The 17859-nt window shown below is 63.7% G+C and carries 21 protein-coding genes; 5 read left to right on the top strand and 16 right to left on the bottom strand.

The genetic code is table 11. From position 1 onward, the window contains the following. Positions 1-9: 9 nt before the first annotated feature. The 12 genes from SJY11_RS01235 to SJY11_RS01290 form a co-directional block, all read right to left on the bottom strand. Positions 10-522: an NUDIX hydrolase gene (locus SJY11_RS01235; RefSeq protein WP_376984657.1), complete on the bottom strand. Its 513-nt coding sequence runs from the start codon at positions 520-522 to the stop codon at positions 10-12. Further along, positions 519-1178: a class I SAM-dependent methyltransferase gene (locus SJY11_RS01240; protein ID WP_376984658.1), complete on the bottom strand. Its 660-nt coding sequence runs from the start codon at positions 1176-1178 to the stop codon at positions 519-521. Before SJY11_RS01240 ends, SJY11_RS01235 begins: the two co-directional genes overlap by 4 nt. After that, the gene (locus SJY11_RS01245) at positions 1171-2055 is read right to left on the bottom strand and encodes an NAD-dependent epimerase/dehydratase family protein (protein WP_376984659.1); all 885 of its coding nucleotides are present in this window, start codon (positions 2053-2055) and stop codon (positions 1171-1173) included. The genes SJY11_RS01240 and SJY11_RS01245 overlap by 8 nt, the downstream gene beginning before the upstream one ends. Positions 2056-2061: 6 nt before the next feature. Further along, complete coding sequence (locus SJY11_RS01250; RefSeq protein WP_376984660.1) at positions 2062-3339, bottom strand: nucleotide sugar dehydrogenase; 1278 nt, start codon at positions 3337-3339, stop codon at positions 2062-2064. Next, positions 3336-4277, bottom strand: a complete 942-nt coding sequence (locus SJY11_RS01255) for a Gfo/Idh/MocA family protein (RefSeq protein WP_376984661.1) — start codon at positions 4275-4277, stop codon at positions 3336-3338. The genes SJY11_RS01250 and SJY11_RS01255 overlap by 4 nt, the downstream gene beginning before the upstream one ends. Positions 4278-4281: 4 nt before the next feature. Next, the gene (locus tag SJY11_RS01260; RefSeq protein WP_376984662.1) at positions 4282-5907 is read right to left on the bottom strand and encodes a PfkB family carbohydrate kinase; all 1626 of its coding nucleotides are present in this window, start codon (positions 5905-5907) and stop codon (positions 4282-4284) included. After that, positions 5838-6839: an NAD-dependent epimerase/dehydratase family protein gene (locus SJY11_RS01265; RefSeq protein WP_376984663.1), complete on the bottom strand. Its 1002-nt coding sequence runs from the start codon at positions 6837-6839 to the stop codon at positions 5838-5840. The genes SJY11_RS01260 and SJY11_RS01265 overlap by 70 nt, the downstream gene beginning before the upstream one ends. Continuing rightward, on the bottom strand, positions 6839-7852 hold the full coding sequence (locus SJY11_RS01270) for an NAD-dependent epimerase/dehydratase family protein (protein WP_376984664.1): 1014 nt from the start codon (positions 7850-7852) through the stop codon (positions 6839-6841). Before SJY11_RS01270 ends, SJY11_RS01265 begins: the two co-directional genes overlap by 1 nt. Positions 7853-7876: 24 nt before the next feature. Then, positions 7877-8614: a transaldolase gene (locus SJY11_RS01275; RefSeq protein WP_376984665.1), complete on the bottom strand. Its 738-nt coding sequence runs from the start codon at positions 8612-8614 to the stop codon at positions 7877-7879. Next, positions 8593-9165, bottom strand: a complete 573-nt coding sequence (locus SJY11_RS01280) for a D-glycero-alpha-D-manno-heptose-1,7-bisphosphate 7-phosphatase (RefSeq protein ID WP_376984666.1) — start codon at positions 9163-9165, stop codon at positions 8593-8595. The genes SJY11_RS01275 and SJY11_RS01280 overlap by 22 nt, the downstream gene beginning before the upstream one ends. 40 nt (positions 9166-9205) lie before the next feature. Further along, positions 9206-9787 carry an SIS domain-containing protein gene (locus SJY11_RS01285; protein WP_376984667.1) on the bottom strand — a complete coding sequence of 194 codons (582 nt, stop codon included), beginning with the start codon at positions 9785-9787 and terminating at the stop codon, positions 9206-9208. A gap of 203 nt (positions 9788-9990) precedes the next feature. Then, entirely contained in the window at positions 9991-10353 is a 363-nt protein-coding gene (locus tag SJY11_RS01290; RefSeq protein ID WP_376984668.1) for a helix-turn-helix transcriptional regulator, read from the bottom strand. A 235-nt stretch (positions 10354-10588) separates the two neighbouring features. Between SJY11_RS01290 and SJY11_RS01295 the strand changes: the two genes are divergently transcribed. From SJY11_RS01295 to SJY11_RS01310, 4 genes are all read left to right on the top strand, one after another. After that, complete coding sequence (locus SJY11_RS01295) at positions 10589-11311, top strand: ERF family protein (protein WP_376984669.1); 723 nt, start codon at positions 10589-10591, stop codon at positions 11309-11311. Further along, on the top strand, positions 11311-11943 hold the full coding sequence (locus SJY11_RS01300) for a lambda exonuclease family protein (protein ID WP_376984670.1): 633 nt from the start codon (positions 11311-11313) through the stop codon (positions 11941-11943). The genes SJY11_RS01295 and SJY11_RS01300 overlap by 1 nt, the downstream gene beginning before the upstream one ends. 104 nt (positions 11944-12047) lie before the next feature. Further along, positions 12048-12410: a hypothetical protein gene (locus tag SJY11_RS01305; RefSeq protein WP_376984671.1), complete on the top strand. Its 363-nt coding sequence runs from the start codon at positions 12048-12050 to the stop codon at positions 12408-12410. Between the two features lie 28 nt (positions 12411-12438). Next, positions 12439-12804 carry a hypothetical protein gene (locus SJY11_RS01310; RefSeq protein WP_376984672.1) on the top strand — a complete coding sequence of 122 codons (366 nt, stop codon included), beginning with the start codon at positions 12439-12441 and terminating at the stop codon, positions 12802-12804. A 108-nt stretch (positions 12805-12912) separates the two neighbouring features. Here the strand turns inward: SJY11_RS01310 and terL are convergent, their stop codons facing one another. Then, positions 12913-13407, bottom strand: coding sequence for a phage terminase large subunit (gene terL / locus SJY11_RS01315; RefSeq protein WP_376984673.1), 495 nt, complete (start codon positions 13405-13407; stop codon positions 12913-12915). Positions 13408-13570: 163 nt separating this feature from the next. Next, positions 13571-14074, bottom strand: coding sequence for a ParB/Srx family N-terminal domain-containing protein (locus tag SJY11_RS01320; protein ID WP_376984674.1), 504 nt, complete (start codon positions 14072-14074; stop codon positions 13571-13573). Between the two features lie 826 nt (positions 14075-14900). On the opposite strand from SJY11_RS01320, the gene SJY11_RS01325 reads away from it, so the two are divergent. Beyond that, entirely contained in the window at positions 14901-15176 is a 276-nt protein-coding gene (locus tag SJY11_RS01325) for a hypothetical protein (RefSeq protein ID WP_376984675.1), read from the top strand. Here the strand turns inward: SJY11_RS01325 and SJY11_RS01330 are convergent. Both SJY11_RS01330 and mgrA read right to left on the bottom strand, forming a co-directional pair. Beyond that, on the bottom strand, positions 15137-16558 hold the full coding sequence (locus SJY11_RS01330) for a phosphomannomutase (RefSeq protein ID WP_376984676.1): 1422 nt from the start codon (positions 16556-16558) through the stop codon (positions 15137-15139). The two genes, SJY11_RS01325 and SJY11_RS01330, sit on opposite strands and share 40 nt — an antisense overlap. Positions 16559-16706: 148 nt before the next feature. Then, the gene (gene mgrA, locus SJY11_RS01335) at positions 16707-17729 is read right to left on the bottom strand and encodes an L-glyceraldehyde 3-phosphate reductase (RefSeq protein WP_376984677.1); all 1023 of its coding nucleotides are present in this window, start codon (positions 17727-17729) and stop codon (positions 16707-16709) included. Positions 17730-17859: the final 130 nt, after the last annotated feature.

Genomic DNA, 17859 nt, shown 5'->3' on the forward strand with positions numbered 1-17859 from the left:
CTCTTCTCGCTAGCTTATTGGGTTCGGTTGGCGGGATTCATCGTCCCAGACCCGGTTGCGCCAGTGGTGGTGCAGCCAGATCGCGAAGGAATCGTAGGGCACGATGCGACGGTTGATCAGGAGGTCGCCGACAGCGACAGCCTCGAAAGCGCTGCCTTCCGTCAGAACGAGCCCTTCGAGATCCGACGCCTTCATCGCAACCTCGTAGAAGACCCTGACCGAGCGGCTCGCGCCGATGCTGTCGAAGCCGAAATCCATCTTGGTGAAATAGGTCACGGGACCGGTATCATAGCCGAGTTCCTCCCGCAATTCGCGGCGGAGCGCGGTCTCGGCATCCTCTCCGTCTTCAATCGCCCCGCCGAAGAGGCCCCAGTGATCGGGATAGAAGATGCCCGGCTTGTCGTCGCGCAACTGCATCAGATAGCGGCCGTCATCGAGCAAAATCAGGGCCGCCGCCGCGTCCTTGAAGCTGAGCTTGACCGGCGGGCTGAACAGATTGCGCGACAACAGCGGGTCGCTCATTCGATGATGGTCCAGTTCCAGTCGCCGGTGTAGCCCGCTTCCTCGAACACGGCGATCCACTCGTCCGGATAGCCGTAGAACTCGGCGGTCAGGACCCAGCTTTCGAACACCGCCTTCTGCTCCTCGGTCAGGTAGCTGTCGACGACGACGAAGGACTTGTTGGTCTTGGACACCCGCTCGATCTCGGCCATCGCCTTGATCGCACGCGGCCGGGGGAAGTTGTGGATGGTATTGAGCGAGATGACGCAGTCGAACGCATTGTCGGGGAAGGGCAGCTTCTCGGCCGTGCCGAGGTGGAGCCGGCCCGCCAGTTCCTCCGGCGCGTTCAGGATGGCGTACAGCGAGACGTCGAGCCCGAAGACCTCGAGACCCGGGCATTCAAGCATCAGGTCCTTGACCAGGAAACCTTTGCCGCAGCCGACATCCAGCACCTTCATCCCGGCCGCCAGGCCATAATGCGCGATGATGTCGCGGGCGACCGCACGCCAGCGCCCGTCGTAGCGATAGCCGCCATAGCCATATTCGCGCGGCCCGTCCCAGTACATCTCGCCATACTGTTTGGCGATGGCGATGACGGCCGGGTCCTTGGCCTCGGACCGCTTCTGGATGTTGCGCTTCGGCTTGGGCAGGGAGCGCAGCAGATCGACCTCAGCCATGGGGAAACTCCGTCGCCTGGGCCCGCACCATGCCGCTCTCCAGGTCCGTATAGGTGAATTCGGGGAAGGCGGCCGTCGTGGCCGACACATCGAAGGGGCGATAGCCGTTGTGCGGCATCGGGCCCGACCTGGGCCGCCCCGTGATGGCCACGCTGCGGCCTGCGATGCGGGCGGCCGCGACCGCGATGTCGCGGAAACTGGTGACCTGGCCGGAGGCTGCATTCAGGCGCCCCGTCGAGCGCCTCAGCAGGATCCGCGCGGCCAGTTCGGCGACATCTTCGACCGCAACATGATCGCGGCGCTCCTCGCCCTCGCCGAAGAGGAGAATCTCCTCGCCTCGGTTCGCCTTCCGGCGGAACATGTTGGGGCCGTAGCCGCCATGGGGATCCGATGCCCCGTAGATCAGTGTCGGCCGCAAGGTGGCGAAGGGGATGCCCAGACCCGACAGAGCAATCTCGCGCGAGAGATGCATTGCGCCGTGCAGGCTTCCAGGCGCCGCGGGCGCGGCTTCGGTGAGCGGAACCGGCTCGTCGCCATAGACCGCGTCGGAGCTGATGTTGAGGAGATGCGCGACAGGCTGGGCCCGCAGCGCATCCACCATCGTCGCGATGATCCGGGCGTTGACCAGGAAGTCAACAACATTGCGGCAAGGAGCCTTGGCAGCGACGGCGACGACACTGTCCGTGGGCCGCAGAAAGCCGGCTAGAATCGGGCCTGCGCCGTCCGCAGCGAGATCGACTTGGGCACGACCGAGCCCCAGCACCTCGACGCCAGCCGTGATCAGGCGCGCCGTCAGAGCCCTGGCGACGAAACTGTTGGCGCCGATGACGACGACCCGTTCAGGCCGGCTGTCGGCGTTTGTGTGATGCGTCAGCATGGTGTCTCAGTTCCTGACTGGGGCGCGCCCGAGCGTGCGATGGTCGAGCCCGGCCGCGCGCGCCTTGTCGGCGTTGAGGACCGCATAGGGATCGAGGACGAGCCTCCCGCCGAGCCGGGCGACGATGTCGGCAGGGGCGATGTCCCGGTATTCGGGCCAAGGCGTGAGGATCAGGAGAGCGTCTGCGCCATCGAGCGCCTCGAGCGCGGAAGCGACCCCCTCGCTACCCGGCCGGGAGACGACGCTCGCCGGCACGACAGGGTCGTGAAGCCGAAGCTTCGCACCGGCGAGCTGGCCGATCGTGGCTAGCGAAGGGGAGTTCTTCACCGAATGGGTGTTTTCCTTATAGGCCAGCCCCCAGATCGCGAGCGTCGCATCCGGCTTCGCGTCGAGAAGGCCCTTCCTGATGGTCCGCGCCGCCCAATCGCGGCGATGTAGGCTGTTGGCCTTCCAGGCCGCGACGACGCCGGTATCTGTCCCATGCTGCGCACCGATACGCTGGATCGTCGCGAGATCACGCTCGAGATTGCCGCCGGCAATGCCGAGGCCGGGGGCGAGGTAGGAATAGGCGCCGATGCGCCGGTCGAGCTTCAGAGCCGGGACGATCTCGGACCAGTCCGCTCCGATCTCCTCGCAGACCTCGGCCAAGGTGTTGGCGACGCTAACGGAGGCGACCAGGCAGAAATTGATCGAAATCTTGGCCAGTTCGGCGCTTTCGTAGCGCATCGGCAGAATCGGACAGTCGAAGGCCTTCAGCACAGCGTCGAAATGCGGCGGCAGCGGCGTTGCGGGATCGGCGCAACCGATGATGTAGCGCTCGGGCTCCATCGTGCGCTCGACGGCCCGGCCGAAGACGAGCGTCTCCACCTGGTAGTAGCGTCGCTCCGGAGCAGGCTGGCTCAGCCCACGCGTGAAGCCCGGCTCAACCTGCGACAGCACGACCATGATGGCGGTCGGGGCCAGCACGGGAGCCACCGCATCGATCAACCGGTGAATGACGGCGGTGTCACTGCGGCCCTGATTGTCGGTCGGGATGTCGGGAGCGATGTAGACGACGTCACAGCCCGACAGGTCCGCCAGATCGGCCGTGAAATGCTGCCGATCGCCATTGGCCGCGACGAGCGCGTCCAACCCCGGTTCGAGCACCGGGAGATTGCCGGCGCGCAGGCGCCCGACAAGCGCGGCATCGCCATCGTAGCAGACCGTCTTGAACCCCTTGGCGGCGATCCCCGTCGCCGAAACGAGGCCAAGATGGGTCATGCCGGCGAACCCGACGGTGGTCATGCCGCATTCTCCGCGATTCGGGCCTCGACGGCATCGCCGAGCCGCTTGAGCGTGCGATGGAGCCAGAGCGCATCTGTCAGATCGGTCTGCGCACCGCCCTCGACCAGGCCCTTGAAGTGGGCGTATTCGAGGGCCCAGGTCGGGTCATCCTGGACCAGCGTGACGCTGTCTTCCGGCGGACGCCCACTCGGCAGCACGCGCATGCGCTTGGTGAACTCACTCGGACCCCATTTGCAGAGCGAGCTGATATGCGCCGTGCCCTTTTCGGCAAGGATGTCGCAGGTGAAGTGATTGCGCCACATCAGCAACGTCATCTCCAGTTCGATCCGCGGCCGCCTCGCCTCATTGGCAATGACGACATGATCCGCCGAGCGGTTCTCGAAGGCATGGGCCCCGACCAGCGCGAAGGCGTCGGAGATGTCGCCGAACCAGAAACGGCACGTGTCGAGCAGATGCGATCCGAGATCGGGCAGCACGCCGGCGCCGTGATCACGCCAGACGGAATCGCGCACCAGCCGTGCGGTGCCATTGCCGTAGAACATTCTGCAGGAATAGATCTCGCCGAGTTCGCCGGAACCAATCAGGTCCCGCATCCGCACGTAATGCGGCTCGAAGCGGTGGTTGTAGGCCGTGTACAGCACGACCCCGCGAGCCCGTGCGGACGTCTCCAGCGCGATGATGTCGGCTTCATCGGCGGCCCAGAGCGGCTTCTCGACAAGGACATGCTTGCCATTGGCAATGCAGTAATTGAGCAGATCGACCTTGGGCGCGTCGGGGATGCAGGCCAGCACCGCATCGTAACGGTCGAGCGGAATATCGGCCAGATCGCGGAAATCCGCCTCCGGATTGACCGGATCGACGGTCGCGACGAAATCGCGACCCGCAAAACGGCGACGCTTGTGTCCCTGAACACCCAAGCCTGCAACAACGACCCGCATCAGATTAACCGAAGTTCACGCGCTTTTCGACCAGGTCGATCTTGCGGTGCATGGCTTCGGGGGTGATCGGAATGTTGCCGTCATATTCGCATTCGCACGCAGCGGCCATGGCGCCCAAGATGCTCGCGGCAGCATCGTCCTGCGACACCAGCATGGCGAGCGTCGAATACGCCAGAAGCGCGTCACCCGCTCCCACCGGATCCACCAACTGCTCGACGAAGGTATCGATGACGTAGAAGCTGTCGAGCAATTCATGGTCCGCCCCGCGGCAGACCAGCATCCCGCGCTCGCCGAGCTTGAGCATCAGCAGCTTGCATGCCGACTTGTCATAGAGCTGAGACGCCAGCGGGCGAATTCCCGAGTCCTGGTCGCCGAGCGCAAAGCGAGCCTCGCGCTCGTTCGGCGTGATCAGATCGAAGCCCTGGAACTCGGTGATGTTGCCCCAGCGACTCGCGACCTGGCTGTCGGCGACCTTATAGGCCGCCGGCGGCAGAACACGCGCAAACTCCGGGATCGTGCGACGATTGAAGATGCCGTGACGGAAGTCGGAATAAACCACCGCATCGGCGGGAACGCTCGAGACCGCCGACGTCATCTGGGACAGGATCGTGTCCGAGATCGATCGGTTATCCAGCGTATCGACCTTGAGAAGACGGTAGCCCCCGACCACGATCGCGTTCTTGTTCACGGTCGGTCGCGTCGAGTCGATGATCGCCTTGGTGTCGATACCGACCTCATGCAAATCGTCCAGCACGAAGTCCTTCAACCCGTCCTCACCGAGCACAGTGGTGAAGGTGACGTCGGCCCCCGCTGCGCGGAGGTGTTTCGCTACGATGGCGGCGCCGCCGACGAAGTCCTGCTTGCGCTCGAACAGAACACTCATCGTCGGGGTCTTGGTCTGGCCGCCGATCATCGCGCATTGCGTATAGCTATCGACGATCGTGTCGCCGATGACATGGACCTTCTTGCCGACCATGCCATCGATCGCGGCGCGCATCTTATCGAAGGTGACGCCGTAGCGCTCCATCACCAGCTGCAGTTTCTCGTACTGGATCGTCGGCGGTGCCAGATTGATCAGGCTCGTTGACGAATAGACGATGTCGCCGGGCGTGAAGATCATCTCGCCGCCATAGGCTTCGACAATCGCGGCCTCCTCGGCCGTTTTCGGCGGCATGCCCACTGCCGTGTACTCGAAGCCCTTGGCGAAATAGTCGGGCTGAATGATCTGGATGTTCTCGAGAGGCTTAGCGTTGGTGTCGATCACCACATAGTCGACCATCTCGAAGGCCGCGAGGTTGGCCGCTCGCAACTCCTGCGGAATATGCGGCCGGTGCGCGCCCTTCGAGATGTGCTTGTCGGCCGTCAGGCTGCAGACGAGCGTGTCCGCCTTGCTCTTGGCATAGAGCAGGTGACGCACATGGCCGGGATGGACGACGTCGAAGACCCCGTGGCACATGATCGCCCGCTTCTTGCGCGGCGGCGGGCCGAGAATCTCGCGGAGTTGCTCCGCCGTGACGATCTTGTGGCGGTAGCGCTCGGTCAGCGAAATAGCCATGGGAATCAGCCTTCGTTCTTCGACATGTAGCGGAACCAGGTTTCGGTCGCCTTCGCGATCGAGTTCGGGTCCCATAGCGGTGCGTCATTCCAGCGCTCGATATTGGCGAGCATGTTGGCGACGCCCTGCTCGAACGGCACCTTTGGCTCCCAGCCGAGCATCGACCTGATCTTGGTGATGTCAGCATGGGTGACGTCGGGCTCGCCGGGGCGCTTTGGCACATAGACCACGTCGCCGCCCAGGATCTCGACAAGCCGGTTGATGGCCTGCGGATCGTCCGCGCCGACGTTGAACCGCTCGCCGACGACATCCGTCATGGCCGAGGCGAAGAAGGCCTCGGCCACATCGCGCACATATATGAAGTCGCGGGCCTGTGTTCCGTCGCCGACCACAGTATAGGGCGCGCCGGCAAGCTTCTGTCGGAAGAACACGCCGAACACGGCACCATAGACACCCGTGGTCCGCACGCGAGGACCGTAGGCATTGAAGATGCAGATCGAGTTGACCGGCAGGCCGTAAACCTTGTTCCAGTGGAAAACAGCTTGCTCACCCTGATACTTTGAGAGCGCATAGGGGTACATCGGATCGATCCGATGGTCCTCCCGGGTCGGCGTGTCGGCGAGACCGTAACAGGAAGACGAGGCCGCGTAGACGAGCTTCTGCACGCCTGCCGCGCGCGCGCATTCCAGCACGCGCACCGTGCCCTGGACGTTCACGTCCATGTAGTCGATGGGCTTCTCGATCGACGGCACGATGTCGCCGATCCCCGCCAGATGGAAGACATAGCGGGCGCCCTCGAACACGGCATTGCCGGGCTCGAGAGTGCGGATGTCCACCCATTCCGTCGTGAGATCGGGATTGCCGTGATGCTGCTTGAGGTTGCTGAGGTGCCCACCGGTCAGGTTGTCGACGACGCGGACGGCAAAGCCGGCCTCGATCAGAACGTCGACCATATGACTGCCAATGAAGCCCGCGCCTCCTGTGACGACGGCGACAGGCTTGCTCATCAGGCGGCTTCCTTGGCCTTGAGCGTCTTCACGTTGTAGTAACCCGTATCGGTCATCGAGTTGGACAACTTGCCCGCCTTGAATGCCTTGCACAGGTCGCGCACGGCATCCTCGATGCTGAATTGCGGCTTGAAGCCCAGGACGCGCGTCACCTTATCCGAATTGATATGGTAGGATCGGTTGTCGTCGCTCGGCGTCGTGACGATGCCGATCGGCGCCTTCTCCGGGAACTCCTCCTCCACCACAGCCTTCACGAGCAGCGCGAGGTCGGCAATGCTCATATTCTGGAAGCCGATGTTGAAGGTCTCGTTCTGGACCTTCTCCGCAGGAGCGGTCATCAGCATCTCGACCGCGTTGCAGTAGTCCTGAACATGTAGGTTCGGGCGCATCTGGTCGCCGCCGAAAACGGTGATCTTGTTGTTGTTGACGGCGTGGTTGGTCAGGATGTTGACTGAGAGGTCAAGGCGCTGGCGGGGAGCGTAGCCGCACAGCGTCGCCGGACGGAAGATGACGCCGATGAAGCTGTCGTCGGTGTGCTTTTTGAGCAGCGGCTCGCACATGCCTTTGTATTTGTTGTAGAGCGTCAGCGGCAGAAGCGGATGATCCTCGGTAACGTTGGGCGACTCGGAAACGCCGTAAACCGAGCTCGAAGAAGCATAGACGAAGCGCTTCACGCCGGCTTCCTTCGCCGCGATCACCATCGGCTCAAAGGCATCAAGATTGATCGTGGTCGAGAGGCTTTCGTCGAGCTCGAAGCTGGCGTCATTCGAGATGCAGGCGAGATTGACGACGCATTCGATGCCTTTGAAGGCCTCGCGCAGCTTGGCGACATCGCGGATGTCACCCTGAATGAATTTGAAGTTCGGATTGCTGTGCGGGAGGAACTCCGTCCCGAAAAAGCCGATATCGTAGCAGGTGACGTTGTAACCGCTGGCCAGGAGCTGCGGGCAGAGCAGGCTGCCGGCATAGCCCGCACCGCCTGTCACGAGGACGTTCTTGAAAGGAAGGGACATGGGTAGCTCCGAGACAGGACCGGCTTACGCGGCGACCTTGGACGAGTCGATGGTGAAAGCGGACGCCGTCGCGTCCTTGTAGAACATCTGAACCGTTTCGCGCGAATACTCTTCGAGATCCTTGCCGACAAGGGCCAGCTTGGCGAGTACGTCGTTCGTGACGGTGATGATCTTGCAGCCGACTTCATCGGCGTGGAAAATGTTGAGCAGCTCACGCGGGCTCGCCCAGAGGAGTTCGGCCTTTGGGCAATCAGCCAGCGCCTCGACGCAACGGCGCATCAGCGGCATGGGATCGACGCCGGTGTCGGCGATCCGGCCTGCGAACACCGAGATGATCGCAGCGACGTTGGGATCAAGCACCTTGGCGATCGCTTTCACCTGATCGACCGTCATAATCGCCGTCACGTTGAGGACAACGCCCTCTTTCGAAAGGGTCTCGATAACACGTCCGGCGAAATTGCCCTTGGTATCCGTCACCGGCACCTTGACGTTGACATTCGGACCCCAGGTGGCGATGGCGCGCCCTTGGGCGATCATCTCGTCGAAATCATCGGCGAAGACCTCGAACGACACCGGGTAGTTCGGCACGGCTGAGATGATCTTACGAGCAAAAGCCTCGTAATCCGTCACGCCGGCTTTGCGCATCAGCGTAGGGTTGGTGGTGAAGCCCTTGATGCGGGGGTTCTGAGACATCTTGACGATGCCGTCGAGTTCAGCGCCGTCGGCAAAAATCTTGACCTTCAGAGAGTCGAGGGCGGACATCTTGGGTTCCTTTTTCGTTTGTCGGCAAGGATGACGGCAGCGGCTTCCTGAAGCGAAGATACGACCCAGTCGGGATTCGCTGGCTTCGGTTCAGCAGTATAGGAGAGGTCGACAAAGAGAGTTCTGCAGCCTGCGGCTTTCCCGGCCTCGATATCGCTGTCGCGGTCGCCGACCATATAGCTTTCGGTCAGCGAGAGACCGTTCGCACGGGCAGCCGCCAACAGCATGCCTGCCCGAGGCTTCCGGCAGTCGCATGCGGCTTCGCGCGTGTGAGCGCACACTCGGACATCATCGATCGGCAGCGACTCGCACATGATGCGATGCATCTCGTCGAGAACTGTGGGCGAAATAAGCCCCTTGCCGACATCCGGCTGATTTGTGACGACGACGATCCGGAATCCCTCCTCGCGCAGCGCCAACAGGGACGGCGCGATCGCCGGGTAAAGAGCAAAGGTCTCAAGCGTCACAGGCGCGTAGCTCCGCCCGTTCCTGAATTCCGGAACGACGATGACGCCGTCCCGATCAAGAAAAACGGCAGGAACTTCAGTCATGCCCGTGCGAGCCCCTACTGGCCGCGTACGCCCGAATGGCTCACCACTTCGTGGCGCGCTTCTGAAGCTTCGGGTTAGAAACCAGCCCGTGCCAAACCACGGCCTGGAAGGCTTCCGACAAGGGGGTGACCCACTCCGGTGCAACCTGCGGAACGACGACCACGACATCGCCCGTCTTCGCCGTGTAGCCGCTGTCGCGTCCCACGATGCCGAACACCTTTGCACCGCGCTCCTTGGCGAGATCGATGGCACGGATCATGTTAACGCTGACGTTCCGTTCGACGTCTCCGCCGCCCACCGAGTAAATCAGCAGCGCGTCGTCGCTCTTGAGACGGCTCACTTCAAGCCAGCCGGCGAAAACGGTCTCCCAACCCTCGTCATTGGTGCGGGCCGTCAACTCCGAGACATTGTCGATCGGCGTGTAGGTCTCGATGCCGCAGAGCTTGCGAAAATCGTTGACGGCGTGGCTCGCATTGCCGGCACTACCGCCGACGCCCAGGATGAACAACCGCCCGCCCCGATCGCGCAATGCGACGAGTTCGTCGGCAAGCGCCTCCACTTTGGTCACGTCGATCTGCGAGCAGATATCTGCCGCTTTCGCGAAGAAAGCACTGGAATGCATTTTTAACCACAGCCCCTTGGTGAGCCGTCATCTATAGGCGCGGCTCGTTGATCGTCAAGGACCCAGAAAGGATGCGGAGATCCGGAACTCTGGGTCTCGTAGTCCCTCACGGAGAGGGCACGTCAATGACGCCTCGCTGCGACGACACCTCGAGCGGGCAAGCTAGGACCAACTGCCGCGCGACAGGGGCTATATGGCATTCTCTATGCCCGAACTAAAATTTGCTTACCGTCCCTAAACTCTGCGTATCGTTTCGCCAACCTGACTCCCACGCCGTGACCGTTTTCCGGGATGAACAACACGCCGGCCGTTTCCAACGCTGTTTTGATCCCAAGCATATTGTTGTGAGATGGGGTCCGGCGTCCTTTTTCAAAATCGCGGATGGTCGACAATCCGAGATGGGCCGCCTTGGCGAGGTCCTCCTGTGACCATTCGATGAGGGCTCGCGCTGCGCGGGATTGGGCAGGGGTGATCATGCGCATGCATCTACCCTCGATCTCGATTTTTGTCGAGCATCGACGCTTTCCGTTGACTGGCCACGCAAGACGACGGTAATCGTCGTTCATCGACGTATTTCGTTACCGGAGTTCAGCCATGCAGCGATCGACCCATCACCCTTCTCCAAGTTTTTCCGACGACGCAGCGGCGCTTTTGGCCCCATCGACCTGACCAGCAGCTGCGCTGCGCCGGCTGGACGTTCGGCGCTCGCCTGATCCCGCCATCCGCGATTCTGACCGACTCCCGCTGCCTCAGCGGAGGAACGATGAGTCACGCCCACACCTCAGTCGCCAGGAGAACCCGATGTCACGATTGGCCCGCATCCCAACAGCAGCGAAGCCCCCCTCCCCGCCTCCACCGCCCGTGCTGGACCTCCTGAGCGCTGCTCTGGCGAGGGGCGCCGATAGCGAGGTTCTCGATCGCCTGATCGGCTTTCATGAGCGCCTGCAGGCGCAGGCTGCTCGCAGAGCGTTCGACAAGGCTCTCGCGGCAGCCAAGGCGAAGATCCCGATCATCGCCAAGAATCGTACGGCGGTGCTGGGCCGGCAGCCTTATCGGCATGAGGATCTGGCCGAGATCGCGCGGACCATCACCCCGATCCTCGCCCGCAACGGGCTGTCCTACCGCTTCCGCTCGCAGAGCACAGGCGCACTCGTCACGGTCTTCTGTGTGATCTCGCATCGCGATGGCCATAGCGAGGAGAACAGCCTCTCGGCCAGCCCCGATGAAAGCGGCGAGAAGAACAGCATCCAGGCGATTGGATCGACGCTGACCTATCTGCAGCGCATGACGTTGAAGGCCGCGCTCGGCCTTGCCGCCTCCGACGACGATGACGGTCAGGCAGCCGGCCCCTCATCAGCGCAGATTACGCGCCAGCAGGCGCGCGAGCTCCTCAACCTGATCGAGGTGGTCGGCGCCGACAAGGACGCGCTGCTGCAGTTTTTCCAGATCAAGGGCGTCACCGATCTGCCAGCCACACGGTTTCGGCAGGCGCTCACCATGCTCAACTCAAGGCGGACCAACTGATGAACGACAACCTCGAGATCATCGCTTGCGAGCAGGGCTCTCCGGACTGGATCCAAAGCCGCCTCGGCATCCCCACGGCATCCGAGTTTGCCGCGATCCTGACCAAGGGACGCGGCGGCGCCGAGAGCAAGACGCGGCTGAGCTACCTCTACAAGCTCGCAGGCGAGCGCCTGACCGGCGAACCGATGGAGACGATCAGCTCCTTCCACATGGAGCGCGGCAAGCTGATGGAGGACGAAGCCCGCAGCGTCTACGGCTTCGTCACGGGTACGGCTTGCGAGCGCGTCGGTTTCCTGCGGCGGGGCCGGGCCGGTGCCTCGCCCGATGCCCTGATCGGCCATGATGGTTTGCTAGAGATCAAGACCAAGCTGCCCCACCTGATGGTCGAGACCATTCTGCGCGGCGAGTTCCCGCCCGAGCACAAGGCACAATGCCAGGGCCAGCTCTGGATCGCGCAGCGCGAATGGATCGACATCGCGGTCTATTGGCCGGGCATGCCGATCTTCATCACCCGCGCACATCGCGATGAAGCCTATATCGGTGAGCTGGCTGACGCGGTCGAAGCGTTCAACGCTGAGCTTGATCTCACCGTCGAGAAAATCAGGTGCTATGGCCAGGCCAAGGCCGCCTGATGTCAGCGGGGTCCACATCCGGCGACGGGATCGCCGTTCCAGGGCGAGCCCCCTCGCCTCCTTCGCCCCCACGCCGCGAGTTCTCGCGGGCCCAGAAGGTCGAGATGATCAAGCGCACCATGACGGGCGCCAACCAGATCATCTGCGAGGGCTGCGGGCTCAACATCACCGGCAAGGTGATCGAGTTTGATCACATCATTCCCGAAGCCCTCATCCTCGACAAGAGCGCCGCGCTTTCAATCACTGATGGCCGCGTGCTTGGGCGCGACTGTTGTCACCGTGCGCCCGGTGGCAAGACCGCCCATGACCTCGCCGACATTGCCGAGGCCAAGCGCCGCGAGGCCAGGCATCTTGGCATCCGGACCCGACCGCGGCTCAGGACGGCGGGGTTTGCAGCGCCAGAACCACAGCGATCTGCGTCCCGCCCGCTGGCCAAGCCCGCCGCCTGGCGCCGCGACGATCGTTAACTCCATCACTTTCATCAGGGACGCCCGCATGACGACCGCAAATCTTTCGCCGCCGTATCAACGCCCTCCAAGGCGATGGCCTATCCTGGGCGCCCTCCTGCTGAGCCTGTCGCTATCGGCCTGCACCACCCGCACCGTCATGAGCTTCAACCGCCTCGACGGGCGCTCCGATGCCACGGCCCTGGCGCAGTTCCAGCAGGACGATGCGATTTGCAAAGGCGAGGTCGCCAAGGCGCAGGCCATGGCGGCCCCGATCTATATGGGACGCAGCCTTGCCGACGCGATGGAGGCCGGTAGGCTGGAGGGCCAGCGCAATAGCGCGCTGCGGCAGATCATGGTCGGCTGTATGGCCCAGCGCGGCTACACCATGACCGTGGTGACGGTGCCGCAGTGATGGGGCGGGTTTGTGCCGATCGACATTCGAGGAAGGTGTCTGTCGTGTCGACTGACATCACCGCCAACGCCGCCGGCGCTGTGTTGCAACAGCGCCGGCGTGCCTAGTTCAAGCCCGCTGGAAGCGCGACTGCGGCCGGACGACCTTTTGGGGCCGCACAGGAACCACCGGCGTGCGCGCGGTCAGATACTTCAGGGCCTGGCTGGTGGAATCGACCTGATCGTCGTGACGCCCCGTTGGAAACGCCAGCAGCTCAGACAGGTAGTCTGCCAGCCAATCGGCCCGTTCAGGCAAGAACACCTGCCCTGCCTCGAACCGGGCTGCCTGGGCGAGCAGCCTTGCCGTCTTGTCGAACCGGGCCTGTTGCAGAAGCGGGTAGAGCTGGCCTGTCCGGCGCAAATCCTGTGACAGCGCTCGGCCCAGTTCGGTGTCCTCGATCAGCGTTGCGTCGACGCCGTACTCCGCGGCCACAGAGATCATCTTGCGCCGCAGTTCGGGGCTCTCCCAGCGACCGCGCACCACATCCAGCAGGTAGTAGTGCTGCCCCCGCGCACCCCAGACCGTACCGACCGACCAGTCGGAGGCTTCTGACAGGGTCACCACCCATCAGCGTCTCATAATCCGCCCGCTCACGGGCATCTCCGCACAGGATGCGGTGTTCCCCAGCAGCCAAGATCGCCGCGCTGCGTCACCGCCTGCTCACCAACCGGCTCGACCGCATCAGCCGGATCGACCTTGGGCGCCGGGCTCACATCGCTGCTCACGATCAGGTCAATCTGCGGCGTTTCAAATCCGTCAGCTCGAAATCGACCTCGATCAGATGCGACAGCTCGGCCTTGAGTATCTCGTTGTCCCAGCCTGCCAGCTCGGCCAGGCGGTTGTCTGCGATCCGGTAGGCGCGAATCTGGTGAGGAGCGAGATGGTCGAGGCAAACAACCGGCACCGTCGTCATGCCCAGCAGCCTGGCCGCCTCGTAGCGCCCGTGGCCGGCAACGATTTCACCCGAACCATCGATCAGGATCGGCGCCACGAAACCGAACCCCTTGATGCTCTCGGCAATCAGGTGGATCTGTTTCTTGGTGTGCGTGCGTGCATTGCGCGGCGAGGGCTTCAGTGCGGCGAGCGGGCGCTCGACAACCTCCGCCTTGAACTGCGCCATCGCGCTGTTCAACTCAGCGTCCGTGTTCTGAACGGTCGCATCGCCCGCGGGCGGACGGCACCGCTGACGGATGCGAAACGGCGTGGGGATCGGTTCGGGCAGGGAAGACATTTCGATCGTTTCCTTTTGCAAGGAGACGACCAGGACAAGTGAGCACCCGCGGCAAAGCGTATCCCGCCAGCATCACTGCTGTGGATTCCGCCTTGCCTGAAAAGGGCTGCTCACGCGAAGTGAAAATGCCAAATCAACAAGGATGCCGCGACTCGATCTGATCGGTCTCGGCTGATGTCACGAACAGTCGTGACGGGGATCGATATAAGCCATCCCGCTGTGTCCTGCAAGGGATCATGGAAAAAATTCCCCAACGATTCTAGGATCATAGGGTCTCTTCGTCCGCAAAGCCGCCCACGCTTCGATCGGCGCTGACAAAGCCAACTTCGCGCCGGTCGGCGCAGCAGCCGAATGACAGATCGCTGCTCCCAGCCGGCCATTCCCTGCTCACGGCCAGGACTTTCCCTGCTGCGCTGGATGGAAATTCCCTGCTGAAAGGCACGGAACTCCAGCGCGCGAAGAACATCAGATTCGACCAAGGAGATGGAAACGCTTCGGATTTTCCGCTCCAGTGCAGGGTTGGAGAGCCCGCAATTGGGGGCAAATCCGCCGAGATTTCCCTACTAGCAGGGAATTTGTCGGCTCCCTCTCTTTGGCAACGCACTCGAGCCTTTGATCGTTGGGCTGTGTACCGGTTTCCGAGGCGATCGAAGCTCCCGTGCCATCGGCTTTGTCAGGGCGGTCGAACAATAAGCGCCTCTCGCAGGCGACATCGGCGAAAAGTGAGCCGAGATGGGGAACCGATGAACGTCGCAATAGCCGGCTCGGACGGTGAATTCGCTGCCCGCCAGAGCCACATTCCGCGCTGCGCCCGCGCGTCGACGTAGTGGCTGATGTTCCGAGCGAGAAAATCGCCTTCGGCCATGGCGACATTCACCTGCCGGTCGGCTGGGGCGCCATTCCCTGGGAGGCGGTGATGGAGCGCTGCGTCTTCCCCGACGGCGTCCTGTTCAACATCGAACTCAATCCGCGGCTCTGGTACGCCGTCGACGAGTGCCTCGAAAGAACTCGGGCACTCGTTGAACGGGCGCTGACCAGTGCGAGCCGCTGCAGCAATCAGACTCAGGCAGTCGTCTCGCGCGCGAATTTCAGCCCTTCCTGAAGGAGGGCGCCCGCCGCCGCCTCATCCATCGCCTCGACATAGACCCGCAGTTCGGGCGCATTGCCGGAGGCGCGGAAATGGACAGTGTTACCGTCGCCCAATGTGAGGCGCAGGCCGTCGCGGCGGTCACGTGTGGCGACACCGCCATGCGTGGCAAAGGCCGCATCGCGAAAAGCCGGATCTTCCGCGTCGAGCCTGGCGATGAAGGCGGCCGTCTTCTCCTGCGGCACCTCCTGGAGGCGGTTCGACAGGGCGATGGCGAATTTCTGCTCGGCGACGAGGCGGCTCAGCGGTTTCTGGGCGCGGGCAATGGCCGTCAGGGTGGCGAGGATCGGCAGCATCGCGTCGCGGGTCGGCAGGGCGGCGAGGCTGACGCCCTCATGCGCGACTTCAGAGCCCAGCAGCACGCCGCCATTGGCCTCGAAGCCGACGACGAGGCGCGCGCCGGCCGCTGTCGCCTCCGCCATGCCGGCGATGACATAGGGGGAACCGACGCGGGTGCGGATCACCTGCTGGAACAGACCCAAGCGCTCCAGTGCCGAGTTCGAGGTCACAGGCGTCACGATCGCGTCCGCACCGAGAAAGGCCGCCGTCAGTGCGCCGACGAGATCGCCGCGCAGGAACCGGCCCAACTCGTCGGCGACCAGCGGGCGATCGGCATCGCCGTCGGTCGAGACGATCGCGTCGAGCTTCTGGCTGCCAGCCCATTCGACCGCCAGCGCCACGTCCTCGGGACGCAGCGCCTCGGTGTCGACGGGGATGAAGCGGTCGGCGCGCCCGAGCGGGACGGGCGTGGCGCCAAGCGCGGCGATCAGGTCGCAGATCACGTCGCGCCCGACCGAGGAATGCTGGTAGACGCCGACCGTCAGGCCCCGCAGGGCATCCGCGCCAAAGAACTCGCGATAGCGGGCCTGGTAGGCGGCCAGCGCATCGTGCCTGCGGGGCGTGACCGGCTCGTCGGGGGCGACAGAGAGGTTCAGTTTTGCATGCCAGGCAAGGATCCGCGCCTCGTCCGCCTTATCGATTTCGCCTTGGCGGCGATAGAATTTGAGGCCGTTGCGGTCATCGGGGATATGGCTCCCGGTGACCATGATCGCCGGCGCGCCGCACTGGACGGCCGCGAGCGCCAGCGCCGGCGTCGGGATCGCCCCACAATCGACCGCAACCAGCCCGGCATCGACGATGGCCCGCGCGCATTGCGCCGAAATCAGCGGGCTCGACGAGCGCAGATCCCGCCCGATCAGAACGTCGCCGCCTGGTCCCGCCGCGCCGTCCTCGCCGACCATCGCGCAGAAGGCGCGGACATGGCTGTAGGCCGGCAGGCCGACGAGCTCGGCAACGAGGCCGCGCAGGCCCGAGGTTCCGAATTTGAGACTCGTCATCGGGACCACCTGTCAATGTTGCGGATACAGATCGCCGTCGTCGGAGACAGCGTTGGGGAACCAAATTTCCTAATCTGACGACGCCACCGGAGGCAACGGGATGCCGCTAGCCGATGCGGGGTCAAGCTCAGCCCCCCATCGTCCCAGCTCACCGCTCGGCCGAAGCCGCCCAGATGTTGACGCCGCCTTCGCCGGCGTGCGCGTCGATGAGGGCCAGTTCCTCCGCCGTGAAATCGGGCCGCTTCAGGGCCGCCACGCAATCCTCGACCTGTTCGGGGCGGCTGGCGCCGATCAGGGCGGAGGTCACGCGGCCGCCGCGCAGCACCCAGGCGATCGCCATCTGGGCGAGGCTCTGGCCGCGGCCGGCGGCGATCTCGTTGAGGGCGGCGATGCGCCTGAGATTATCGTCGGAGAGGAAGCCGTCGCGGAAGGACGGCGCCTTCTTCGCGGCGCGGCTGCCCTCGGGCACGCCACCGAGATATTTCGAGGTCAGCATGCCCTGGGCCAGGGGCGAGAACACGATCGAGCCGATGCCCTCCTGATCGAGCGTGTCGAGCAGACCGTCCTCCTCGATCCAGCGGTTGATCATCGAATAGCTCGGCTGGTGGATCAGGCAGGGCGTGCCGAGGCTGCGCAGGATCGCGGCCGCCTCGCGCGTGCGCTTGGCATTGTAAGAGGACAGCCCGACATAGAGCGCCTTGCCCTGACGCACGGCCGTGTCGAGCGCGCCCATCGTCTCTTCCAGCGGGGTCTCGGGATCGAAGCGGTGCGAATAAAAGATGTCGACATAGTCGAGCTTCATCCGCTTCAGGCTCTGGTCGAGGCTGGAGAGCAGGTATTTGCGGCTGCCCCATTCGCCATAGGGGCCCGGCCACATGCGGTAGCCGGCCTTGGTTGAGATCACCATCTCGTCGCGATGGCCGGCGAAATCGCGCCGCAGGATCTCCCCGAACGCCGTCTCGGCCGAGCCGGGCGGCGGCCCGTAATTGTTGGCCAAATCGAAATGGGTGATGCCGAGATCGAAGGCGGTGCGGCAGATCCGGCGGCCGAGATCGGGCGCGGTGGTCTCGCCGAAATTATGCCAGAGACCGAGCGACAGGGCCGGCAACTTGAGACCACTGCGGCCGCAGCGGTTGTAGGTCATCTGGTCGTAGCGGGTCTCGCTGGGCATCGGCCTCTTCCCTCCCGATTCGGCATGGTGCCGCGAGGTTAGCGCTTTGCCGTCCCGGTGGCAGCCGCCATCGGGCTCCGGCCGCTTGCATGTGGGGCTCTTGTGCGGCCGGCGCATTCATGCTGACCGC

Origin of the sequence: Allobosea sp. R86505, assembly GCF_042466375.1 — a bacterium.
Lineage (GTDB): Bacteria > Pseudomonadota > Alphaproteobacteria > Rhizobiales > Beijerinckiaceae > Allobosea.